The following is a 22,102-nucleotide window of genomic DNA, read 5'->3' on the forward strand; positions in this document are numbered from 1 at the left end:
CACACGGCAGGACATCCTGTCGCGGGTGTGTTCCCGCGTACGAACAGCCCCGCTCGGTTTGCCCTGAAGCGCGGCCGTGGCCACGGTGGAAGCGGTGGGCTGGTGAGAGAACCTCCTCCTGGCACGCGAGGGACTCGCTAACAGCCGAGACGGTCACCCCGAGGAGATCCCCATGATCGGTTGACAGGGGCCCTGCCAAGATGAAGTACGCCGTTCCTACGGCCGGCGAGCATAGGCCCAGCCAACCGGCGGCCAGTGCACTGATTGAATGACTGTCAGAAAATGTGACATTTTCAGACAGAGTTAACGACATTCGTGTCAGGGGTATTTCGCTGTCAGGCGTGTGCAACGCGCCGCCCGGTCAGGCCGGGCGCTGCTCACGGTCGGCCCATCCGGTGGAGCAGACATCTCCGCGCGGGAGGAGTTCTCTCGCCTGTCTCAAGGAGTGTCATGGTCGCCTCGACGGCGCTGTCTATGCATCCGCAGTCCCTTCCGGCCCACGGCTCCCCGCGGGGTGCCTTCCCGTTCGCGTCGGGAACGACGATCGCGGTCGGGAGCGGGCCCCAGGGCATCGCTCTCACGCCCGACGGAACCCGCGCCTACGTGGCCAACCGGGCCTCGAACACGGTGAGTGTGATCGACACCGCCACCGACACCGTCACCCACACCATCCCCACCGGCGCCGACCCGGTCTTCGTCGCGGCCGGCCCGGACGGCACGCGGGTGTACGTGAGCGTCAACACCGACGGTCTCCTCAGCGTGATCGACACCTCCTCGAACACCATCGTCGCGGACGTTCCCGTCGGGGCGGGGGCGTCGGTGGTGGGGGTGACCCCGGACGGCGCCCGCGCCTATGTGTCCGTGCAGAACGCGAACTTGGTGAGTGTGGTCGACACCGCCACCAACACCGTCACCGGCACCGTCCCGGTCGCGGGCGCACCGATCGGTCTGGCCGTCACGCCGGACGGGGCGCGGGTGTACGTCGCGTCTCTCTTCTCCAACACGGTCAGCGTGATCGACACCGCCACCGACACAGTGACCGGCACTGTCCCCGTCGGCCCCAACCCCATCCTGGTCAACACGGCGCCCGACGGGGCTCACGTCTACGTCACGAACGTCGGTGACTCCACGGTGAGCGTCATCGAGACCGCGACGAACACGGTGACCGCGACCGTGGGGGTCAGCTCACAGCCGCGCCTGGTGACGGTGAGCCCCGACAGCGCCCACGCCTTCGTGGCGAACTTCGAGCCGGACACGGTGAGCGTGATCGACACCGCCACCCACACGGTCGTGGAGAACATCGACGTCGGAGACGGCCCCACCTGCGTCGCGTTCACCCCGAGCGGGACCTACGCCTACGTGACCGAGAACGCTTCGGGCAGCGTGGGCGTCATGGCGACGACCGTGATCCCCGACCAGGGATCCACGGCCGGCGGCACCAGCGTGACGATCACCGGCCACCACCTGGCCAACGCGAGTTCCGTCCGCTTCGGCACCGCGTCGGCCGTCGTCACCGCCAACACGGACACCTCGCTGACCGTCACCGCCCCCGCCGGAAGCGGCGCCGTCCCCGTGACGGTCACCACCCCGGGCGGCACCGGAACCCTCGGAACCTTCTACTACCGCCCCGTCCCCGCCCTCACCGGCATCAGCCCCGCCGCAGGTCCCGTCGCCGGCAGCGACCAGGAGATCATCATCACCGGCCGCAACCTCGCCGGAGCCATCGACGTGTACTTCGGACCCCGCCGAGCCGTCATCCAGAAGGTCTCCGACACGGAACTGGACGTCAGGACACCGGCCGGTGTCGGGGCCCCGGTGTCGGGCGGCGTCACCATCACCGTCATCACCCCCGGCGGCCGCGCCGAGGGCCTGCTCTACACCTACCTCGGCACACCCACCGTCACCGGCGTCAGCCCCAGCACGGGACCCACCGCCGGCGGCACCGAAGTCACCATCACCGGCACCGGCCTGGCCGCAGCCGACCAGGTCACCTTCAACGGCGCCCCCGCCGCCTTCACCACCGTCTCCGACACCACGCTCATCGCCACCTCCCCGCCCAGCGGACAGGAAGGCACCTTCGACATCACCGTCACCACCCCCGGCGGCACCGCCACCGGATCCTTCACCTACCTCTTCGCACCCACCCTCTGACGCGGCGCGGGAAACTCGTGCGCGATCTGAGCTCGCATGCAGTCCTCGTGCTCGGCGGCTCAGCTCGCACTGCACGCCTGCGCGGCGACGCCTGCCCATAGCACTGGCACGCTTAGCTTGGCGTTTAACCTCGCTGGGCTTGGTATTCCTTGATCGATTCGGCGCGTTTGACGGTCTTGCCGACGTCGTGGCGCCTGGCCCGTTGTTTGTTTTTCGAGCCGGGAGGCCGTCCGGGGCCTGGTCGGGACGGTTTCGGCGCGCTCGCCGGGCGGACTGCTGTCGCGCGGACGTTGCGAAACCCCCGGCGGACCCGGGCGGGGGTGAGGCGGCGGGGTTCTGCGGGCCGTTCCCAGGGACGGCGGAGGTCCTCGGCGAGGGGCCGGGCGAGGCGGAGCTGGGTGTGAGCGGCGATGATCAGCCAGGTCCACAGGTCGGCCGTGTCGGGGTTCCTGACCTTCGGGCCGGTCCCGGATGCAGAACATCGAGTGGATTCCACTCAGTGGCCTCCACCCGATGGGCTCCACCGAGTGGAGCCCACTCCGGTGCGCCGGACGACGATGGACTCCACCGTGGTGCGCACCGCGATGGTGCGCCACCGCGTCCGGCACCGCACCACTCTGACGGTGCCCGGCACTCTCACGCGCGGCGGTGCGCCGCACTCGACGCTTCGCACCGCACCGGTGCGCTCGCCGAAGCCGACCCCTTGTCCGGGTGCGGCCGGACGCGCGCGACCCCCTTGTCCGGCTCCGCTACACCCCTTGTCCAGCTCTGCTACCGCGACGTTTCCCCTTGACATCGCCGGTTTCGGCTTGCGATCAGGTCGCGGTCGAGGGGGTGTGCGATAGAGGAGCCCGCCCGGCCGTGGCGCGCCCCGGCGCGGTGCGGCGACGCCGGGAGACCGCGCCGCCGGCGCCCGGCGGTGCGGTTCGATGGTGCGGTGGAGCGCACCGCGGTGGCGCGGTGCGGTGCGGTGGTGCCGGTGGAGCGCACCACAGTGGTGCGGTGGTGCGCCGGGGATGCGCGCCGCACCGCACCATCGCCGTCCCGGAGGTGCGGCTACGCGGTGGTGCGGCGCGCCGGGTGCGTCTCCATCGCCTGCTTCATCCCCGCGGCCTCCAGCTGGCGCAGGACGTCAGCGACGCCGCCGTGGTCCTCGGTGAGGATGTTCTCGGTGAAGCGGACGATGGTGTCGGCCATGCCCCGCGGGCCGGCCAGGCGCACGCTGTGGCACAGGAGCTCCAGCAGCAGGCGTCCGAGCGCGGCGGCCAGGAAGGAGTGCTCGCACGGCTCCCCGTCGTGGTCGTCCGCGGCGGTGACGGGGATGAAGACGCGCGCGGCGACGTCCAGGGCAGCCGGTGCAGTGAGCGTCGGCCGGACAGTGCAGAGCGACGGCCGGCAGCCATCAGCCTGGGAGGACTTGACCGAGAACCAGCAGACCAAGGCCCGGCTGCGCGCCGCACACCTGCTGGAGGCCGAGACGGGCTACCGCTCGGGTGACCCCCGCCGGGCCGAACCGGGCGAGCCCCGGCCGGCCTACGATCCGGACCGCACCACACTCGGTCAGCGTCGCCGGGCGAAGGTGGCTGAGTTGAAGGCCCTGGGTCGTGAGGAGGCGGCGGCGCTCGGCCTGGCTCAGGTCAGTGAGCGCACGCTGAAACGGATGGCTGCCGCCTGGCGCCGGGACGGATTGCTGGGCTGCGCGGATGGCCGGTGGCTGCGGGCTTCCGGGGGACACCACAGCATCACCGAGGAGGTGCGCGAGGCGATCTTCGCCGTCCGGGAGGAGACCTTGCACCGCTCCCGCATGAGCATGCGTGGCCGCGAACGGCTGATCCACCAGTACGTGCGGGAGTCCTTCGGCTCCGACGTGGCTGTTCCGGGTTACGACACGCTGCGGGCCGTCTGGCGCGAGTGGTTCGGACCCGGCGGCGCCCGCCAGCGCTATGTCCGTTCCGCCGAAGCGGCCAAGGACGCCTCGGCCCGGGTGGTGGTGCACCGGCCGGGCCAGGTGGTCGCGCTGGACACCACGTCACTGCCGGTAAAGGTCCGCGAGTCCGTCTTCGGCGAGCCGGTGTCGGTCATGCTGAGGCTGGCGCTCGATCTCTACACCCATTCCATCGTTGCCTTCCGCCTGACGCCGGTGGCGGACACGGCGGTGGACATCGCGATGCTGCTGCGGGACGTGATGATGCCACTGCCGCTGCGCGAGGGCTGGGGCGAGGAAATGGAGTGGCCCTATCCGGGGGTTCCCCCCACGGTGGTCGCGCAGTTCGCCGGTCACCGAGTTGCGGCCCTGCCGTTCTTCTCGCCGGAGATCGTCACCACCGATCAGGGTGCCGCTTACAAGAACCACCAGGTCGTAGAGGCCGAACGGGCCTTGGGCTGCAACATCCTTCCGGCCCGCACCCTGCGTCCGACCGACAAGTTCGCTGTCGAGCGGGCCTTCGGCGCGCTCAACTCTCTGCTGCTGGAGCACCTGCTGGGGTTCACCGGGCCGGATGTCGCCGACCGCGGGGCCGATCCCGAGGCCGATGCCGTGTTGTCCCAGGACCGCATGGAGCATCTGATCGCCAGCTGGGTCGTGGGCGTCTGGCAGAAGCGGACCTTGGGTGAGTACGCGCCGGCCTGGGGGCCGGGCGAGGATCACAGTCCCAACTCGCTGTTCGCCGCGGCGATGCAGCAAGGCGGCTTCGCCCTGCAGATTCCCAAGCCGGACCTCTACTACCGGCTACTCAGGTCCCACTTCGTCAAGATCCACCCGAGGCGGGGAGTGAAGATCCGGAGCCTTTGGTATCACGCACCGGTCCTGGATGATCCGCGCTACCTGCAGCCCTCCGCCCGGGGCGGCCGGCACAAGGGCAAGTGGGTGATCCGCTCCGACCGGCGGGACCGCCGCACCGTGTTCTTCCAGGATCCGGTCAACCATGAGCGCTGGCACCCGCTGCGCTGGACGGGGCTGCCGCCGGAAGGCGAAGTTCCCGCCTTCTCCGACCGCAACGTCGACGACCTGCTCAGCGAGGTCCGCCGACGGCGCCTGGCGCCTCGGTCGGACGCCGAGCTCCTTCCTGTCCTGCTGGAGCTGCTCGGCTCCGCGATCCCGGTCGAGCAGTGGCCGACGCAGATGACGAAGCGGGAGAAGACCGCGCGATCGCGCCGGGCCGTTGAGGCCCGCGACGCCGAGGCGGACCGCACTCGTGGCTCCAGGGATCCGGCAAGCGCGACGGACACCGCGAACGTCGTGTCCTGGCCTGAGCAGGCATCCGCAATCCACGACGCTGTCGACGCCGACCGGCGCCGAAGTACGGCGGTCGGGTCGCCAAGGCCCTCGCCCTGGTAGCCGATGACCCGCCAGCTGGCGAAGAAGACCGGCACCCTGCCCATCACCCCGATCACGGCAGACGCCGCCCACTACGTGGCAGGCCAGCGCGTGGACCTCGTGTGCGCCCTGTTCAATACGTTCTTCCTGCTGGCCTCCGAGAGCACCCAGCGGGCGTTCCTGCACAACGCGGCTCGCATGCTCACCGACACCGGCACGCTCCTGATCGAGACATTCGTCCCGCGGCCCGGCCAGCGCCTGCCCGACGGACCACATCCGGGGGTGTTCCCCGAGGGGCGCAGCGTCGTCGCGCTCAAGCGGCGGACCGGCCGACATCGAACGCATCGCCGCAGAGCACGGTATGGGGAAACCCCTTTGAGCCATGTGACCTAGATGTTCATCGAAGAGCACACGGTGGCCGACGGCGCAGCCGGGCCCTACGCCCTCACCACGGGACCGGACGGCGCCCTGTGGTTCACCCTCGTCCACAGCGGCCGGATCGGCCGCCTCGTCCCCGGCGAGGAGCCGACAAGTCACCGGCTCGATCCCGACCGCGGGCCGACCGTCATCACCCCCGGCCCCGAACGAACGGGCGGTGCTTTGAGCGCCGGTGAAGGTGGAAAGGGCTCGCTCCGGCTGCACATCCGGCGTTCCTCGCCTCAGCACCACCTTGACTCCCGTCATTCACCCGGGCTTTTCACACTCTGCACGTCCTGGAGCACGAGTGTCCCTGCCCTCAGCGGGAGTTGAACATGCGTCACGGCCACAGACACGACCACGGCCACCATCATGACCACCATGGGAGTGCGGACGCCTCGTCCCTGCCGCCGGCCCTCGACGCCGCCGTTCCGGACGAGGAGCTGACGCCTGGGCAGCTGTCGCGGCGATCCATGCTGCGGCGTACCGGCCTGCTCGGAGCGGGGATGGCGGCGGGCAGCGTGCTCAGTGGTGCGGGGGAGGCAACCGCGTCGACTGGCCCGATGGCCGCAGCGCACAGCTCGCGTTCCGGGGGGTACCTGTGGCTGGCCGGCGACCATCACATCCACACCCAGTACAGCAACGACGGCAAGTACCGCGTCGTCGACCAAGTCCGTCATGGCGCCCGCTACGGCATGGACTGGCTGGTCATCACCGACCACGGAAACGCCACCCACGCGAGGATCGGCGTCGAGAAGGTCAACCCGGACATCCGCGAGGCGCGGGCCGCGTACGAGGACACGCTCGTCTTCCAGGGCCTGGAGTGGAACGTCCCGGCCGCCGAACACGGCACCGTGTTCGTGCACCCGGGCAAGAACGAGGTCGCCGTACTCAAGCAGTTCGAGACCGACTACGACGGCGGCGTCAGGGGCGCCGGCGCCGCCACGCCCGCCAACGAGGCCCTCGCCATCGCCGGTCTGACCTTCCTCGCCGACCAGGTCCGCCGCCGCAAGGTGAAGGACGCGCTGATGCTCGCCAACCACCCCGCGCGCAAAGGCATCGATTCCCCGCACGAGATCCGCGCCTGGCGGGACGCCACCGACCCCCGCCACCGGATCGCCGTCGGCATGGAGGGCGCACCCGGCCATCAGGCCGCGGGCATCGCCGCGCCGCTCGGGATGGGCCGGGCCCGCGGTATCTATGACAACAACCCCAGCGCCAACTCCTTCCCCGGTTACCCCCTGGAGTCCTACCGCACCTGGGGCGGCTTCGACTGGATGACCTCCACGGTCGGCGGCCTGTGGGACAGCCTCCTCGCCGAGGGCAAGCCGTGGTGGATCACCGCCAACTCTGACTCCCACCAGGTCTACGCGGACACCGCGGTGCGCGGCGGCCCGGACAGCGACTACACCGCCAACGGCAAGCACACCGATCCCGTCTACGGAGGCAAGCTCGACCTGACGGAGGGCGACTACTGGCCCGGCTACTACAGCCGCACCCACGTCGGGGCGACCTCCTTCTCCTACAAGGCGGTCATGGACGGCATCCGGACCGGCCGCATTTGGGTCGACCACGGCCAGCTCATCAGCGGCCTGAACGCCCAGCTGCGCTCCGGCAGCCGAGCGGTCACCCTGGGCGGCGCGCTGCACGTACGCCGCGGCAGCAAGGTCGATCTGGTGGTCGACATCAGCCTGGCCAACGGCCCCAACTGGGCTGGCTTCGTGCCAACCCTGGCCCGTATGGATGTCATCCAGGGAGATGTGACCAGACCCGTCTCCGACAAGGACGCGTTCACCACGCCGGACACGAAAGTCGTCAAGTCCTTCGAGGTGAACAAGTCCACCGGCACCGTGCGCCTGACGTACTCCCTGGGCCGCATGGACAAGCCGGTGTACGTCCGGTTGCGCGGCAGCGACGGTAAGCGCACCGCGGTCGGCCCGATGGGTGCCGCCGTCGACCCAGCCGGCCCGGCTCTCGACGTCGTCGGCGACGCCGACCCGTGGCGCGACCTGTGGTTCTACTCCAACCCGATGTGGGTCCTGCCCTCATGACCGCATCGCACCATGTGCCCGGCGTCCACACCGTCATCGGCGTGGACGCCGGGCTGGAGAACCTGCGCGAGGCCGACCGCCTCATTCACGACCTGGTGGACGGCTTGGGTCTGCCGCCGGGCACCGTCGCGTGCACGCACCTGATCCGCTGCGACGACGGCCCGGCCACGGCCGTCTCCCTGGCCCTCCCCGATGTCGATGCGGCTGAGTCGGTGTGGCAGCAACTCGCCGGTCTGGACAGGCCGGAACTGAGTGCGGCCTTGGCCGACCGGGAACTCGGCCCGGTGAAGGCGGCCCGCACGTCGGCACTGGCCGCCGCGGAACACGCCCGCCGGCACGGCGGGCGGGCCGTGGTCTATCCCGGCGTCGACCGCCTCACCGGCACCGTCACCGTGGCCGACCTGCTCGGCCTGACCGCCATCGACCGGATCACCGTGATCGGGCAGCCGGCGACGCATGGCCAGGAACCCGATCCCGCCACCCCCGTGCTCACGCAGGACCACGTACGGCCCGAATGGCGAGACGGGCAGCTCACTCTCGCCCTGCTCCCGGCCGCCGGTGGCGCACTCGCACCGTTCGAAGTGCCCAACCCCACACCCTGCTGCGCCGATCACACGTGAGCAGACCACCCTGCCGGGCACCCGGCAGGGGACGTCCAGAGCGGCCCACCATGTCGGTCAGTACCGTGCTGGGCTGCGAAGGTCGCCAGGCCTGCAGTGCCGACGGCGCCAGCCTGAAGCACACTCGGGTGGGGTCTCCCTGCTCGACCCGGCGACCGTCTACCGCGGGGCCTTCTGGTACGGCCGGCTGCGGTGGCATCGCGGTCTTCGCCTACGCGGATCTCTGCCCGCCGCAGAGCCGCAGGCCCTCCGGGCTGAGACACGGGAAGTGCCCCTGGTCGCGCACGACGTCCTGCCCGGCGCCGCGAGTCACGTAGTTGACGAAGCTGGCCGCGAGCGAGTCGGCGGGCGGGCGACCATAGGTGTAGGCGTACTCGATCTCCCGGTAGGGGTAGCCGCTGGTGTCGAGGGTCTCGATGGATGCCGCCTGCCCGTCGATACTCAGCGAGTGCAGGCCATGGGTGGCGGAGGCGGCACGCGGTTCGCTGTAGCCGATCGAGCCGGGCAGGCGGGCGACCGTACTCAGCACCTGTGTCGTGCTGTCGAGTTCGCAGCGGATGACCGTGGAGTCGAGGTCGTCCTTGGTCCGGCAGTCCCGGGAAGAGTTGGCGGGCTCGTTGCGCTGCAGAACCTGCCGCTGGAAGACCTCGCGGGTACCCGAATTGGCGTCACGGCTGACCAGGAGGATGGGCAGGTTCGGGCCGCCCACGTCCTTCCAGTTGCGGATCTGACCCTGGTAGATCTTCCGCACCTCGGCCAGGCTCAGATCCCGCACCGTGACCCGGTCGTTCACCACCAGGGTGAAGAGGGAGACCGCGACGGGGTTCTCGCGGAGCTCCGGGTAGCCGTTCGGCTTGGGGCCGTCGGAGAAGGCGATGAGGGGCGGAGAGCTCCCGGACGACGCCGCCTTGGCGCCCGCCGCGTCCAGCTCCCGTATGCCGGCGGTGCTGCCGTGCTCATCCACGGTGATGTCCGAGCCGGGGCAGGCGTTTTCGTAGCTCTCCGCCAGTCTCTCCGCCGCCGGGCCGAAGGCGGTGGATCCGGTGACGGTCAGCGTTCCCGCGGCGCAGCCGATGGGCGGCGAAACGTCGCTGCGTAAGACGATGATGGAGGCGAGCGTGATGACGCACACGGTGAACAGAACCGTGATCAGGCGGGCCGGCCGACTGAAGAGGGGTAGCGTGTCATCGACGGTCGTGCTCTGGTTGCGCTTCACCTCACCGTCGCGGATACCTCCGGTCACCTCGACTTCGTCGCCGACCGTCCCACCAGTCAGCAGAGCCAGCACTTTGAAATGCTGGCCCTTGTTGAGCGGGACCTTCGGCAGATGCAGGGTGTCGCCTTCATAGCGCAGGCCCGCGGCCGGGGTGAAGTGCCCCATCAAGTGGGTGGCCTCCGAGGGCTGGGTGACCGCGATGCCGCGGATCGTACGGCCGGTGAAGACCGCGGTGAGACCGTGAAGCTCGCGGCTGGTGTAGTCGTCGCTGGCGATGCTCTGGACGCCGTCGTTCTCGATCCGCAGCAGCACGAGCGTGGCGTCGGACAGGTCGGAGAAGTCGCTGAACAAACCGAGCCGCACGTTGGTCCGTCTGCCGTTACGGGCCTGGCTGCCGATGGGCGTGTCCATCTGGACGCGGAAGCCGATGCGTCTGCGGCGTGGAATCCGGCGCTCGTACCAGACGACGGCGACCGAGGCCACGAGGCCGAGTACCGCTGTGCCCACCGCTATCGCGTTCTCGGCGTTCAACCACTCCACGAGATCGCCCCCCGCATCCTCGCACGTCACACACGCGTCCGGACACGGTACGGAGCGGAGGCGCGTGCGCTGGGCGCTTTTGGCGTACCGTCAGCGACTGGTGGACGGATGTTCGCCTGGTGTTCGCGGAAACCGCGCGTCGACCGCCCGATGCGTCTCGTACGCCCTCGCGCCTGTTGATGGCCCGCTCGATGGTGTTGCGGTCACGGTAGAGGCCGGTGTCGTGGGTGACGGGCCTGCCGCCCTGGCTGCCCTTCTTCCTGCGATTGGCGGCCTGGTCCTTCTTCTCCGGGATGACCGCCTTGATGCGGCGTTTGCGCAGGTAGGCGCGGTTGGCGCGGGAGGAGTAAGCCTTGTCGCCGGCCACGGCGGCCGGTCGGGTGCGGGGACGGCCGACTGGCAGGCGGACCCGTAACTTGTTCAGGACCGGGAAGAATTGGGGGCTGTCGGCGGCCTGACCGGCGGTCAGGACCAGCGCCATCGGCCGGCAGCGCCGGTCGGCGGCCAGGTGGATTTTGCTGGTCAGTCCGCCGCGGGACCGGCCGAGCAGGGCGGCCTTCAGCCGGGCCCGCCGTCTTCGGCGGATGCGTCGCCGTTCGGCCTGGACCGGATCGTTTTCGCCGTCTGGCCCGCATTGTCGCTCGGACGCTCCCCCTTTTGAGAGGCCGCATCCTCGAGCGCGGCCAGGGTCTCCTCGCTGACCCGCATGCCAGCCGCATCGTGATGAGCCCGCGTCGTGGTGGAATCAACGCTGACCAGGGACATGTCGATCTCGTCCCTGCGGCCGGCCTCGGCGATCGCCTCTTCCAGAAGGGTCTGGAAGACGCCCGCGTCCCGCCATCGCATGAAGCGGTTGCAGACCGTCTGCCAGGCGCCGAACCGCTCGGGCATCTCCCGCCGCTGGCTGCCCGTGCGGAACCGCCAGATCACCCCCTCGAACTGCTCACGCAGCCGCTCGGGGGTACGGGCCGAACCTGCCTACCGGCAGGAACGGCCCGATGAACTCCCACTCATGGTCAGTCAGTTGCGCACGTGTCACACCAGAGTCCTACCGGACCGACACCGCCCCCGGGGCCAGAACCCGGGTTTGATCACAACTGAAGACAGCCCCTAGTAGTGTTTCGTCACGCGCTGGACGACGGACTGGGTGGCCCACGCCTTCTCCGCCCTGGCTACGGTCGCCGAGACCTTGGTGGAGGCGTCGGTGGCCGACCAGGCTGCGCAGGTAGCGGCACAACGCCAGGAATCTGGAGCGGTTCTTGGTCTTCTTGATGTGGCCGTAGGGCTGGTCTTTCGCGAGGTCGCAGGCGGCGATCCGTGAGCAACGGGGCACTGGCCGCCCTCGCGGCTGATCTTCCCAGCCCGATCCTCGCCGACGTGACCGGGAGGCACCGCCACACCGCGCTCCGCTGGGTCGCCTACGCGAGACGTGACTGGACCGAATAGCTCGCCGCCCGCGCCGGGGAGGTCACCAGCAGCAGATCGCAGCGATCATGAGATCGGCTTCGCGGGCATCTGGGGGTGGGGGCATTGGCACCGGATCGGCGCTTGAGAATATGAACTGAATGAGCACGTCAACGGGGAGCCAGGAGGCCGTCTACCAGGGCTCGGAGCCCGTCCAGATAGGTGTCCTCGGCGGTCAGCGGTGCCCAGTGGTCCGCGACCTGTGCCAAGCGGGGTAGCTCGCCCGGGTCGAGATCGGCGAAGACTTGCTCCCGGTAGGTGGGACGGTCATCGTCTGTGCGCCGCCGGGCCGCTGTCACGCGGACCACGATTTCTCCGGCGGTGTAGTACCAGATCGCGCGGTAGCCGTGTACTGCCTGCTCGGGGGACAGGCCGCATTCGACCAGGCCGTCCACGATCTGCTCGACAAACCACAGAGCTGATGTGGCCATCAGGTCGTCGGCGGTCAGCACCTCCACGATCCACGGGCAGGCGGCGAGCGCCGCGTGGATCGTGGCAGCGGCGACGACGATCCGCTCACGGGGCTGAGCAGGCAGTTCGGGTCGGTGCAGCGTCCGCGTTGCGTAGTCGTCCAGCAGCAGGACGAGCAGTTCTTCCTTGTTGCGGACGTGGTGGTAGAGCGCCATCGGCGTACTGCCGATCTCCGTGGCCAGCCGCCGCATGGTCAGCCGGTCCACGCCTTCCGCGTCCACGATCCGACGGGCCGCTGTGACGACCTCCTCGCGGGAGATGCGGGGAGGTCGGCCGAGGGTTTTGCGCGGTGCGGGCGTTTGCGGCATGCCCTCATCATCCCCCAGGTGTCGACAGCGTCGATCCTCTGACGCTATTTTCCTTACATGTACAAAAATTCGCGAGGGCGACCTGGCGCTGTGCTGGCAGCCGTGGCCGTCGCCCAGTTCGCCGTCGCCCTGGACTTATCCGTGGTCAACGTCGCCCTGCCCGCGATCCGCACCGCGCTGGGGTTCGCACCGCTCGACCTGTCGTGGGTCGTGCACGTGTACGCGCTCACTCTCGGCGGCTTTCTGCTGCTGGGAGGCCGAGCATGCGACCTCTACGGCCGACGAAGGCTGTTCGTGCTCGGCTTGGCCGTCTTCGGGCTGTGCTCGCTGGCGGGCGGACTCGCCCAGGCACCCTGGCAACTGATCGCCGCCCGCGCCGGCCAGGGCCTGGCAGCCGCCGCGGCCACGCCGGCCGCGCTGGCGATGCTCACCACCACCTTCCCAGAGGGCCCGCAGCGCGTGCGCGCGCTCGGGGTGTGGAGCGGGGTGAACGCCGCAGGCGGAGCGCTGGGCGTGCTGGCGGGTGGGCTGCTGACCCAGTACGCGGGCTGGCGCTGGGTGATGCTGATCAATCTGCCCATCGTCGCGGTGGCTCTGGCGCTGGTCCGCGCGGGCGTGCCCGCCGAAGCACGCCCCGCCCGGCGCGAGAGGCTGGATGTGCTCGGTGCCGTCCTGGCCACCGGTGGAGTCGGACTGCTGGTGACCGGTGTCGTGCGCACCGACGCCCAAGGGTGGGACTCCCCGGCCACATGGACGATGCTCGTCGCCGCAGCCATGCTCCTGGCCGCCTTCGGCGTCACCGAATCCCGGGCTTCCGCACCGCTGTTGCGCCTGGGCCTGCTGCGCAGCCGCTGGGTCGCCGGCGCCAACGTGCTGGTGTTCTTCTCCACAGCCGGGCAGTTCGCGGCGTTCTACTTCGTGTCCCTGTACCTGCAGCAGGTTCTGGGCATGGGTGCCGCGGCAACCGGTGCCGCGTTCCTGCCCTTCTCCGCGAGCCTGATCGCGGGCAGCCTCGTTGCGACCCGCGTCACCGCGGCACGCACCCCCCGTGCGTCCCTGGTGCCCGGCGCCCTGCTGGCCGCCGCAGGCCTGGCCTGGTTCGCCTTCATCAGCCCCGACGGCGGATTCCTCACCGACGTGCTCGGCCCCTGCATCATCACCGGCACCGGCGTCGGACTGGTCATCGCCCCGATCGTCGCCGCCGCAACCACCGGCGTCGCCCCCCACGAGGCCGGCACGGCCTCCGGCCTCATGAACAGTTCCCGCCAACTTGGCGGCTGCATCGGCCTGGCCGCCCTGGCCACCATTGCCGCACACCGCACCGGCACGGCAACCGACCCTGCCGCAATCAACGACGGCTACGCCCTGGGCCTTGCCATCGCCGCCGCCCTCTTCGTGATCGCGGCCGTCGTGGCGATCAGCGTGCTGCCCCGTCGCCAGGCCGAAACACCCGCCCCGCACCCCGCCACCACCGCAGAGAACCGACTGGAAGGAACGCCGTCATGACGACGACACCCCTCTCACCCATCGACCTGTTCGCCTCGGCGCTGCACATCCACCCCGACGGCGATGTCCAAGCCGCCGAACGGCAGATGACGAACAGCGACTCCGGCGCCTGGCAGCTCGCGACCTTCCACGTGGAGACCGATGTCGACGTTCACGCCGACCACTGGGAGATGCACCCGCAGGCCGAGGAGGCGGTGTGTTGCCTGACCGGCGGTGTCCGCCTCTACTTCCGTCCCGCCGAACCCGGCGGCGCCGAGGACATGGTGCAGTTGCAGCCAGGCACCGCCGTGATCGTCCCCCGTGGCCGCTGGCACCGCTTGGAGCTGGACGCCCCCAGCGACCTGATGTCGATCACCCTTCGCCACGGCACCCGCCTCGAAAAACGTACCGACACTCGCTGACAGCGGGGTGACCCGGCCGAACCTGCCGCCGGGCCACCCGGCGGCAACTGCTCTGGGGAAGGCGACCGCCGCAGGATGCCTGCTCGTTGATTCGTCCCCTGGGATCCGTCCACCCCTGGGCCAGGTCAGGTGTCACCCGATCATGCAGCAGTCCCCGAAGGTCGTAGATGACTACACCGGCCCCGGCCAGGCTATGGCCGTCTTCCACCGAGACCTGCCGCTCATTGTCTCGTAACCCTGCCCCACCAGCGGTCACTGGTAATCGCTCTCCAGGCCGTTAGTTTCACCCACAGGCAACAGTGACGATGGCTGTCTCCTGGTGAACGGAACCATCGAAGTTCAGGTGTCGTTCTTGCTATTCCTGGACGATCAAGTCCGATGTGTTCGATCGCGACGGCCAGCTGAAGGGCGGGAGTGCCGGGGATCGAACTAGGTACGGGAACTTCCGGCGCAGGTGCCGCGTTTCTCTCGCATGCTGGCTATGTGGGGTGCCGCGCTTCCGGCGCTGGCCTTTCTGCTGTTCGTCTGCGGTGCAGCCGAGTTGATGATGCGGCGATTCAAGCGGCGCAGCGTCCTTGACCGCGGCCGCGGTCCTGAGCACCGCCCCTTGACAGGATCCGCGTTCAACGAACTTGACCTGGTATTCAACGGCAACAAATCGATCGAGATCGAGCAGCAACAACATGCGGCGAACCGCCGCGACGACCAGGACGACGGCGCCCCGCCACACACCCGTATCGACCTGGTCGGCGGCACGGTCCGCATCGTCCTCCCGCCCGACCGCAAGGCCGTTCACCGGCCGCGCGGGAGTGCGCAGCAATCCTGAGGAGCCCCATGGCAAGCCTCTCTGCCCGGCAGTTGTGAGACCAAGGCAGCGTCCCCTTCGAAGGGTCCGCACCTCTCTCACGGTGGCGTGCCACGGCAATGGCATGCTCCTCGCTATGCATGAAGATCGGCAGAGCAGGACATCGGTGGGCGTGTGGGGGCGTATCGCGTGTGCCTGGGCAGTTGCATTCGCCATGCTTCATTTCTACTGGGCGCTGGGCGGCAACTGGGGTCTGAGTGTCTCGGCGGGGCCCTTGGCCGAGAAACGCCCGGGGTGGTTCGTGGCGGGGGGCTTATGGGGTGTCGGGATGCTGTGCCTTGTCGGCGGGGCGCTGGGATGGCTTCTCGCACGGCCGCGGCCCCATCGTCTGGCCGGACAGGTGGTCAAGGCTCTGGGGTGGTCTGTTTGCGTTGTACTGCTGGTGCGCGGTATCGCGGTTGAAATGCTGTTGCTGACCGACACAGCGGGCCAAGAGGCAGACGTCAGCCCGGAACAGCGGCTGTGGACGTTGATGCTGTGGAATCCCTGGTTCCTGATCGGCTGTCTCGTCTTCGGACTGTCCGCTCGGGAGTTCGGAAGAGCGGACGGTTCGAGTAGCGGAACCGCCTGAATGTCGACCTGAACACCCTGCTGACCCCACTGCACGTGAAGATCGAACGACGAGCTGGAGACAGGCCGATGAATGGACAGGCGACCGCAGCTCACCGACTCCGAACTCGCGGTCGCCTAGTGTCCTGCGCCAGAGATCCGTCGGCAGAAGCGGGCGAGGGAGTCGAGGATCTCTTGGGCTGTCTTGGTCCAGATGAACGGCTTGGGGTCTTCGTTCCAGTCCTTGACCCATGCCCTGATGTCGGCCTCGAGGGCCTGGATGTTCTTGTGTGCGCCGCGGCGGATCATCTGGTGGGCCAGGTAGCCGAACCACCGCTCGACCTGGTTGATCCAGGAGGAGCCGGTCGGGGTGAAGTGCAACTCGAACCTGGGGTGTTTGGCCAGCCAGGCCTTGATCGCGGGAGTCTTGTGGGTGCCGTAATTGTCCACGATCAAGTGGACCTGCAGGTGCGCGGGCACCTCCTTGTCGATCCGGATCAGGAACTTTTTGAACTCCACGGTTCGGTGCCGACGGTGCAGGGCAGTGATGACCTCGCCGGTGGCGACATCGAACGCGGCGAACAAGGTGGTCAGCCCGTTGCGGACGTAGTCGTGGGTACGCCGCTCGGGCATGCCGGGCATTATCGGCAGCACCGGCTGAGACCGGTCCAGGGCCTGTATCTGCGACTTCTCGTCCACCGAGAGGACCACCGCACCCTCGGGCGGGTTGAAATACAGACCCACGACGTCGTAGACCTTCTCCACGAACAACGGGTCCGTCGACAGCTTGAAGGTGTCCGTCAGATGCGGCTTGAGCTGGAACTTCCGCCAGATCCGGCCGACGGTGGACTTGGACAGGCCGCTGTGCTCCGCCATCGATTTGCGCGACCAGTGGGTGGCGTTCTTCGGGATCTCCTCCAGCGTCGTGACCACGACCGCTTCCACCTGATCCACGCTGATGGTGGGCGGCCGGCCCGGCCGGGGCTCGTCGACCAGGCCGTCCAGCCGCTCCGCCAGGAACCGGCGCCGCCACTTGCGGACGGTGTCGGCGGCCACCCGCAACTCGCGGGCGACCACGACGATCGGTGGCACCTCCGAACCCGCACACGCCAGCACGATCCGCGCGCGCAGAGCCAGCGCCTGGGCCGACGACGCCCGCCGCGTCCACCGCTCCAACACCGCCCGCTCGTCATCAGACAGCAGCAACGGCTCCAGCTTCGGGCCCCGACGAGGAACTGACGCACCAACAGCAGAAGTCACACAACTACTAACGATCAACTACTGGCGCAGGACACTAGTAGGACTCCGTTAGGTCCGTCTCGATCTTGGCCTTGAGTGCGGTCCGCTGGGCAGGGGTTGGTGGCAGGTGGTGCAGACGCCGGTCCAGCACCTCAGGACGCCCTGGAGGGCGTCGAGGGTCTGGTAGAGGGTGAGACCGGTCCGGGCACTTTTGGGGCCAGGTGCTGTTCGGTGAGGAAGGCGTGGGCGGCGGTCACGAGGGTGACGTGGTGGTGCCAGCCGGGCCAGGAGCGGCCTTCGAAGTGGTCCAGGCCCAGGCCGTGCTTGAGTTCGCGGTAGTCGTGCTCGATGCGCCAGCGGACCTTGGCCAGACGGACCAGGTCGGCGATCGGGGTGTCGGCCGGCAGGCTGGACAGCCAGTAATCGGTCGGTGCCTCGGCATCGGCGGGCCATTCGATCAGCGGCCAGCAGTCGGGCAGGACACCGTCCCACCAGCCTTGTTCGGCCGAGGCCGCGGCTTTGATGGGACGCTCGACTGCTTTGCCGGCCGGGCGCACGCGCACGGCGGCTAAGCGGGAGCGTAGCTCGCCTCTCGAGCCGTGCCGCCAGGTGAGCGGGGTGAATGCCTCCGGCTTGAGGCCGGCGGCCAGGGCTGCCACCGACGGTGCGGTCTGCCGGTAGCGGGGCTGGGGCCAGCAGCCGATGGCCCCTTTGCGGGCCGGAGCGACGGGCTTCGTCTCGAAGGGATGGGCGCTCACGTCCGACCGGACGGCCAGGACGTAGGCAAGTCCCCGCTCGGACAGCGCGGTCCGCAGGTGAGCGTTGGTGCCGTAGGCGGCGTCGGCCACCACGACCGGAGGCTTCATGCCCCAGGCTGCGAGCGTGTCGAGCATGTCCAGGGCGAGGCGCCACTTCTCGCGGTGCGTGACCTCCGCCGGGATGCGGGCGAGGGCCCGGCGAGCGGTGTCCGACGCCCAGTCCTTGGGCAGGAACAGGCGCCATTGCAGCGGGCAGGACGCGGTATCGGTCGCGGCGTGAACGCTGACCGCGACCTGGCAGTTCGCCCTCTTTCCCAAGGCCCCGCAGTACTGCGGGGCCACGCCGGCCGACAGTCGGCCGTCCTTGGGCACCGACACGTCGTCGATCACCCAGGCCGCCGGATCGATCAGCGGCAGCATCCGCTCACAGAGCCGCCGCTGCACCGGCACCGGATCCCAGGTGGACTGGTTCACGAACTGCTGGAGGTTCTGTTCGTTGCCGTCCGGTAATCGCGAGGCCATGGCCTGAATGGACTTGCGGCGGCCGTCCAGCATCAGTCCGCGCAGGTAGCAGTCGCCCTGGGCCCGCTGGTCCTTGCGCGGCACCGAGGCGAACACATCCGCCACGTACAACGCCAACAGCCGTTGGAAGGACTCAATGCCTTTGCGTGCGATGCGGTGCTGGATGCCGCGGGAGGACAACCACCGTCGTAGGTGCTGACAGTCGTAGACCTTGTCTGCGTGCAGCTTTCCGGGCCGTCGACGTCGGGGGCCACGACGTGAGCGGATAGCGGGATGCCGCGGACCGCCGGGACGAGCGCCTGGCTGTCGTGGAGGTTCGCGGCGGAGATGCCGATCGACAGGGGCAGGCCGCGGCGGTCGACCGCGCCCCTCAGGGTTCCGCCTCGCGTGATGCTGTGAACGGGCCCTGAAACGCCTTGACCTCAACTGAACTTGAGGGTTTACGGTGTTCGCGTTCTGTCCATCACGAGAAGGAGGGGCACGTGAGCGTGATGCTCAGGGAGTACTCGCAGGAGGAGTTGGCTGCTCAGCCCATCGGTTCATGGACCGGCGAGGCGTACCGGCACGTGGTCGGTGCCCTCCGTGCGCAGTTAGCGGTGGAGGATCTCACGCAGCCGCATTGGTGGACGCTCAATCACGTTGCCGGGGAGCCGGGTAAGTGGACCCGCGCAATGTTGGTCGAGCGGCTGGCGAAGTACGAGGACCTCGGGATCGACTTCAATAGTGTCTTCGATGACCTTGTTGCCCGCGGTTGGCTGACGGAGGACGCAGGGCTCCTGACTTTGACCGAGGCAGGAGAGGAGGGGCGGCTGCGGGCCAGGGAGCGCAATTTGCGCGTACATCAGCAGATGCATGAAGGCATTGATACGGCCGACTTCGTGACCACAGTCAACGTCCTGCGACGTATGGTCGCCAACCTGGGCGGTGACGGCAACCTGCCCGACTGACGGGTGCCGTAGGCGGCCGTACCCGGGTGAGAACATCTCGGTGTGGCTGGTGTGATCACGGCGTCGGAGTCGTCCTGGATTGCCCCGTTCACCGGATTGAGCACACCCTGGCAGCAGCAGCCGTACCCCACACCTGGTCTTCGCTGGCGATGAACACACGTCTTGTCCTCTCCCAGCTCATAGCTCACAAGCCGGTCTCAGCCAAGGAAGGCCGCTTGACTTCTTAGAGGGCATTTGATCTAGGCGTATTGCCCTGTATGCCCTAGTAGGTTCCTCGCCAGGTTGGAGTGGTCTCGTCCGTTATGCGCTTGGCGAGGTTGTCGATCGAGGCGATGTGATCATTGCTTCGGAGCTGGCCGTGAGCGTCTCGTAGTCGCGGGCGAGACGGCGGTGTATCATGATCCAGCCGATACTCCGCTCCACTACCCAGCGTCTTTTCACGATGTGGAAGCCGCGCTTTTCTGGGTTGCGGTTGACTACTTCAGCGTCGATTCCGAGGCGGGCCCCGTGCTCGATGACAGCGTTCTTGAAGCCGGTGTCGACCCAGCTTTTCGCGATGGTCGGGTAGGTCTCTTTCGCCTGGTCGAGGAGGCGTATTCCCATGGCGTTCTCGGAGAGGCCGGCGCTGGCGACGGTCACGGCGAGGATGAGGCCGATCGTATCGGTCGGGATGCCCCGCTTCCGGCCCACGATCTTCTTCGCGGCGTCCGTTCCCTGGCTGGTCAGGGGCACGTTGGTGGAGGTCTTGACGCTCTGGGTGTCGATGACGGAAGCGGTCGGCTCGGGCTTGCGGCCTTCCTTTACGCGGGCCAGGCCGGTCAGGTCGTAGTTGAGCTGGGCGAAGATTCCCTCGTCACGCCAGGCGGCGTAGTAGAAGTAGACGGTGCCGTGGCCCGGGAAGTCGTGTGGGAGGTATTTCCAGGGTATCCATGTGCGGTTCAGGTAGAGGAGTGCGTCGAATACGTCGCGTAAGTCGACTTTGGCCGCCGGGACCTGTTGGCCGGTGTTCGAGACGGGCGTTTCGCCAGGTCGTCAGTGTCGGCTCGATCAGGGCCCATCGGACGTGACGGTGAAGAACATCCAGGACTGGCAGACGACATGCTGAGAGTATCGGATTTGGAACGCTTGGTCACTGGCCTGTCCGCGCATCGAGCCCCAGCGCTACGGGAAGTGAACTTCGGGGAAATTGCTGACGTACTTGGAGTCGGACTGCCTAGTGACTTCAAAGAGTTGGCTGCAAGCTACGCAACGCTTGAATTCGACGATTTCTTGCGCATCCCTCTCCCGACTCCGGGCCGAGAACGAGACTTCGTCGGAGGACTATTCCGGGAGCTGGAGATCTTGCGAGATCTCCAGGAGGATGACATGTCCGAGGGATATGTCGCTTATCCCGATTCCGGTGGTCTGATTCCATGGAGCGAGTCGCTGTCTGGTGACGTGTTCTACTGGCACGTCACGAGTGAGAATCCGGATGACTGGAGTGTTGTGGTCAACAGTCGGAACCTGGAGTGGTGGGAATTCTCTGGTGGTGCGCTAGCCTTCCTCGTCGGGCTCATCGATGGAAGCATCGAACGCCGAGGTCTGCCCGCTGACGTACCCGGTTCCGACCCTAAGGTACGTGTTTACGCGGGCTGAAGGCAGTGGCATAGAGGAGGATCCACTCTGATCGACTGAGGCCCAACTCCGGACGGGACTGCGAGGGCACGGCCTGTCCTGTCCGGGCCCGCAGGAGGCGCGGCGGCCTGGGGCCGGATGACGCCCCCGAGGCTGGCTCGGTCCTGCGCCACCGAGCCAGGGATTGCACCGGAACGCGTGAAGTGCCTCAGACAAAAGCACCGTTGGCGCGGGCAAAATGCTGAGTACCCTGCCCGCGCCAGTCAGGGGAAAGACCTCTGATGACGGGTGATCCGATCAACGCAGCGGCCCGGCTGGCCGGCGAGGTGATGCGGACACGCCCGGCCGACCCCGTCTTCGCCCGTCGGCTAGGCCGATTCGTTTGGATCACTTCCGCTGGCCGAAGTTGTCGCTGATGATGTTCGTGTGACTAACCGCATCAGCGCTCTGATCTCGGCCTTCGGTGTCCTTGTCAGCGGGATGCTGCTCGTTCTTGGCGTTCGTGAGTATCGCTCTGGGGAGCATCGTTCTTCTGGCTCGTGGCTGGAGTTGCGATCTTCCTGAGCGCTTCGTACATGCTCGTGCGGGACGTGCGGCGGCTCCGCTCTGGGGCGACCGCCTGACGAGCAGCGCCGTTCCAACCAGCTGCGCCGGTCGTTGTTCATGTGTGCCGTTGACTGACGCGCAGTGGGCGCGAATCGAGCCGTTACTCCCAGATCGGACACCGCGGCGGGGTGGCCGGTGGAGGGATCACAGAGAGGTGATCGACGCGATCGCCTGGAAATTCCAGTCGGGATCGCAGTGGATCCACCTCCCCGAGAAGTACGGCAACTGGCGAGGCGTTTACAACCGGCTGCGGATGTGGGCCATCGACGGCACCTGGGAGCGCGTGTTCACCGCGCTGGTCGCACAGGCCGCGCTGCCGACTGACGGCAGCACTGTTCGCGAGACCCGAGGGGTCACCTGCGAGCCTCCGGGCACCGCGCGTACGGTGGAAGCGTGGCCGTGACCGATCAGTACGTCCGGTGGGTGGCCCGGTCCGCTGGCACGCTACGTTTCCGTCGTCCGTAGGTAGACGCGGGCGGAACATGCCGCCGGCTCAACGAGCGGTGCCGCCCCCTCGGTGTCTCCGGCTGGACTTGTGGTC

18 protein-coding genes and 4 pseudogenes are annotated in these 22,102 nt (G+C 68.2%); 13 read left to right on the forward strand and 9 right to left on the reverse strand.

The genetic code is table 11. The features are described 5' to 3' along the window. The first annotated feature begins 450 nt into the window (after positions 1-450). The gene (locus ACIOC0_RS06590) at positions 451-2,151 is read left to right on the forward strand and encodes an IPT/TIG domain-containing protein (RefSeq protein WP_402153015.1); all 1,701 of its coding nucleotides are present in this window, start codon (positions 451-453) and stop codon (positions 2,149-2,151) included. A gap of 124 nt (positions 2,152-2,275) precedes the next feature. Here ACIOC0_RS06590 and ACIOC0_RS06595 read toward each other — a convergent pair. Together ACIOC0_RS06595 and ACIOC0_RS06600 are read right to left on the reverse strand one after the other, a co-directional pair. Further along, positions 2,276-2,617, reverse strand: a pseudogene (locus ACIOC0_RS06595) (transposase); the annotation flags it as partial. 590 nt (positions 2,618-3,207) lie between these two features. Then, entirely contained in the window at positions 3,208-3,348 is a 141-nt protein-coding gene (locus ACIOC0_RS06600) for a hypothetical protein (RefSeq protein ID WP_402153017.1), read from the reverse strand. A 124-nt stretch (positions 3,349-3,472) separates the two neighbouring features. Here ACIOC0_RS06600 and ACIOC0_RS06605 point away from each other — a divergent pair, with 124 nt between their 5' ends. From ACIOC0_RS06605 to ACIOC0_RS06620, 4 genes are all read left to right on the forward strand, one after another. Further along, on the forward strand, positions 3,473-5,488 hold the full coding sequence (locus ACIOC0_RS06605) for a transposase (RefSeq protein ID WP_402153019.1): 2,016 nt from the start codon (positions 3,473-3,475) through the stop codon (positions 5,486-5,488). A 3-nt stretch (positions 5,489-5,491) separates the two neighbouring features. Next, positions 5,492-5,860: a hypothetical protein gene (locus tag ACIOC0_RS06610; RefSeq protein ID WP_402153021.1), complete on the forward strand. Its 369-nt coding sequence runs from the start codon at positions 5,492-5,494 to the stop codon at positions 5,858-5,860. 359 nt (positions 5,861-6,219) lie between these two features. Continuing rightward, positions 6,220-7,935, forward strand: coding sequence for a PHP domain-containing protein (locus ACIOC0_RS06615; RefSeq protein WP_402153023.1), 1,716 nt, complete (start codon positions 6,220-6,222; stop codon positions 7,933-7,935). Continuing rightward, a complete protein-coding gene (locus ACIOC0_RS06620) occupies positions 7,932-8,555 on the forward strand; it encodes a hypothetical protein (RefSeq protein ID WP_402153025.1) in 624 nt (207 codons plus the stop codon). Before ACIOC0_RS06615 ends, ACIOC0_RS06620 begins: the two co-directional genes overlap by 4 nt. A gap of 211 nt (positions 8,556-8,766) precedes the next feature. Here ACIOC0_RS06620 and ACIOC0_RS06625 read toward each other — a convergent pair whose 3' ends face one another. Both ACIOC0_RS06625 and ACIOC0_RS06630 read right to left on the reverse strand, forming a co-directional pair. Further along, positions 8,767-10,311 (reverse strand): PstS family phosphate ABC transporter substrate-binding protein, encoded by a 1,545-nt coding sequence (locus ACIOC0_RS06625; protein WP_402153027.1) that lies wholly within the window; start codon positions 10,309-10,311, stop codon positions 8,767-8,769. A gap of 157 nt (positions 10,312-10,468) precedes the next feature. Then, positions 10,469-11,350: pseudogene (locus ACIOC0_RS06630) on the reverse strand (transposase); the annotation flags it as partial. Between the two features lie 278 nt (positions 11,351-11,628). On the opposite strand from ACIOC0_RS06630, the gene ACIOC0_RS06635 reads away from it, so the two are divergent. Then, positions 11,629-11,757, forward strand: coding sequence for a hypothetical protein (locus tag ACIOC0_RS06635; RefSeq protein WP_402153029.1), 129 nt, complete (start codon positions 11,629-11,631; stop codon positions 11,755-11,757). A gap of 128 nt (positions 11,758-11,885) precedes the next feature. On the opposite strand, the gene ACIOC0_RS06640 is transcribed toward ACIOC0_RS06635, so the two are convergent. Next, positions 11,886-12,554 (reverse strand): TetR/AcrR family transcriptional regulator, encoded by a 669-nt coding sequence (locus ACIOC0_RS06640; protein ID WP_402153031.1) that lies wholly within the window; start codon positions 12,552-12,554, stop codon positions 11,886-11,888. A 57-nt stretch (positions 12,555-12,611) separates the two neighbouring features. On the opposite strand from ACIOC0_RS06640, the gene ACIOC0_RS06645 reads away from it, so the two are divergent. From ACIOC0_RS06645 to ACIOC0_RS06660, 4 genes are all read left to right on the forward strand, one after another. Next, a complete protein-coding gene (locus ACIOC0_RS06645; RefSeq protein WP_402153032.1) occupies positions 12,612-14,060 on the forward strand; it encodes an MFS transporter in 1,449 nt (482 codons plus the stop codon). Continuing rightward, positions 14,057-14,461 (forward strand): cupin, encoded by a 405-nt coding sequence (locus tag ACIOC0_RS06650; protein WP_402153034.1) that lies wholly within the window; start codon positions 14,057-14,059, stop codon positions 14,459-14,461. Before ACIOC0_RS06645 ends, ACIOC0_RS06650 begins: the two co-directional genes overlap by 4 nt. A gap of 481 nt (positions 14,462-14,942) precedes the next feature. Then, positions 14,943-15,287: a DUF6191 domain-containing protein gene (locus ACIOC0_RS06655; RefSeq protein ID WP_402153036.1), complete on the forward strand. Its 345-nt coding sequence runs from the start codon at positions 14,943-14,945 to the stop codon at positions 15,285-15,287. 115 nt (positions 15,288-15,402) lie between these two features. Then, positions 15,403-15,897 (forward strand): DUF3995 domain-containing protein, encoded by a 495-nt coding sequence (locus ACIOC0_RS06660; protein ID WP_402153038.1) that lies wholly within the window; start codon positions 15,403-15,405, stop codon positions 15,895-15,897. A gap of 116 nt (positions 15,898-16,013) precedes the next feature. On the opposite strand, the gene ACIOC0_RS06665 is transcribed toward ACIOC0_RS06660, so the two are convergent. The 3 genes and pseudogenes from ACIOC0_RS06665 to ACIOC0_RS06675 form a co-directional block, all read right to left on the reverse strand. Next, positions 16,014-17,135 carry an IS630 family transposase gene (locus tag ACIOC0_RS06665; protein ID WP_402153040.1) on the reverse strand — a complete coding sequence of 374 codons (1,122 nt, stop codon included), beginning with the start codon at positions 17,133-17,135 and terminating at the stop codon, positions 16,014-16,016. 131 nt (positions 17,136-17,266) lie between these two features. Further along, positions 17,267-18,532, reverse strand: coding sequence for an IS701 family transposase (locus ACIOC0_RS06670; protein WP_402153262.1), 1,266 nt, complete (start codon positions 18,530-18,532; stop codon positions 17,267-17,269). Next, positions 18,512-18,759, reverse strand: a pseudogene (locus ACIOC0_RS06675) (IS5/IS1182 family transposase); the annotation flags it as partial. The pseudogene ACIOC0_RS06675 and the gene ACIOC0_RS06670, both read right to left, overlap by 21 nt. A 117-nt stretch (positions 18,760-18,876) precedes the next feature. Between ACIOC0_RS06675 and ACIOC0_RS06680 the strand changes: the two are divergent. Next, positions 18,877-19,341 (forward strand): MarR family winged helix-turn-helix transcriptional regulator, encoded by a 465-nt coding sequence (locus ACIOC0_RS06680; protein WP_402153042.1) that lies wholly within the window; start codon positions 18,877-18,879, stop codon positions 19,339-19,341. Positions 19,342-19,603: 262 nt separating this feature from the next. Here the strand turns inward: ACIOC0_RS06680 and ACIOC0_RS06685 are convergent. After that, positions 19,604-20,434 (reverse strand): annotated as a pseudogene (locus tag ACIOC0_RS06685) (IS5 family transposase). 272 nt (positions 20,435-20,706) lie between these two features. Between ACIOC0_RS06685 and ACIOC0_RS06690 the strand changes: the two are divergent. Together ACIOC0_RS06690 and ACIOC0_RS06695 are read left to right on the forward strand one after the other, a co-directional pair. Continuing rightward, the gene (locus tag ACIOC0_RS06690; RefSeq protein WP_402153044.1) at positions 20,707-20,976 is read left to right on the forward strand and encodes a hypothetical protein; all 270 of its coding nucleotides are present in this window, start codon (positions 20,707-20,709) and stop codon (positions 20,974-20,976) included. Between the two features lie 646 nt (positions 20,977-21,622). Next, positions 21,623-21,964, forward strand: coding sequence for a transposase (locus ACIOC0_RS06695; protein WP_402153046.1), 342 nt, complete (start codon positions 21,623-21,625; stop codon positions 21,962-21,964). Positions 21,965-22,102: the final 138 nt, after the last annotated feature.

The organism is Streptomyces sp. NPDC088254, from assembly GCF_044740925.1.
Classification (GTDB): Bacteria; Actinomycetota; Actinomycetes; order Streptomycetales; family Streptomycetaceae; genus Streptomyces.

Excerpts from the sequence above, each read along its gene's own strand:
- ACIOC0_RS06620 (WP_402153025.1), top strand. The coding sequence starts at position 7,932 with ATGACCGCATCGCACCATGTGCCCGGCGTCCACACCGTCATCGGCGTG.
- ACIOC0_RS06655 (WP_402153036.1), top strand. The coding sequence starts at position 14,943 with ATGTGGGGTGCCGCGCTTCCGGCGCTGGCCTTTCTGCTGTTCGTCTGC.
- ACIOC0_RS06615 (WP_402153023.1), top strand. The coding sequence starts at position 6,220 with ATGCGTCACGGCCACAGACACGACCACGGCCACCATCATGACCACCAT.
- ACIOC0_RS06650 (WP_402153034.1), top strand. The coding sequence starts at position 14,057 with ATGACGACGACACCCCTCTCACCCATCGACCTGTTCGCCTCGGCGCTG.
- ACIOC0_RS06660 (WP_402153038.1), top strand. The coding sequence starts at position 15,403 with ATGCATGAAGATCGGCAGAGCAGGACATCGGTGGGCGTGTGGGGGCGT.
- ACIOC0_RS06690 (WP_402153044.1), top strand. The coding sequence starts at position 20,707 with ATGTCCGAGGGATATGTCGCTTATCCCGATTCCGGTGGTCTGATTCCA.
- ACIOC0_RS06645 (WP_402153032.1), top strand. The coding sequence starts at position 12,612 with ATGTACAAAAATTCGCGAGGGCGACCTGGCGCTGTGCTGGCAGCCGTG.
- ACIOC0_RS06605 (WP_402153019.1), top strand. The coding sequence starts at position 3,473 with ATGAAGACGCGCGCGGCGACGTCCAGGGCAGCCGGTGCAGTGAGCGTC.
- ACIOC0_RS06600 (WP_402153017.1), bottom strand. The coding sequence starts at position 3,348 with ATGGCCGACACCATCGTCCGCTTCACCGAGAACATCCTCACCGAGGAC.
- ACIOC0_RS06610 (WP_402153021.1), top strand. The coding sequence starts at position 5,492 with ATGACCCGCCAGCTGGCGAAGAAGACCGGCACCCTGCCCATCACCCCG.
- ACIOC0_RS06590 (WP_402153015.1), top strand. The coding sequence starts at position 451 with ATGGTCGCCTCGACGGCGCTGTCTATGCATCCGCAGTCCCTTCCGGCC.
- ACIOC0_RS06640 (WP_402153031.1), bottom strand. The coding sequence starts at position 12,554 with ATGCCGCAAACGCCCGCACCGCGCAAAACCCTCGGCCGACCTCCCCGC.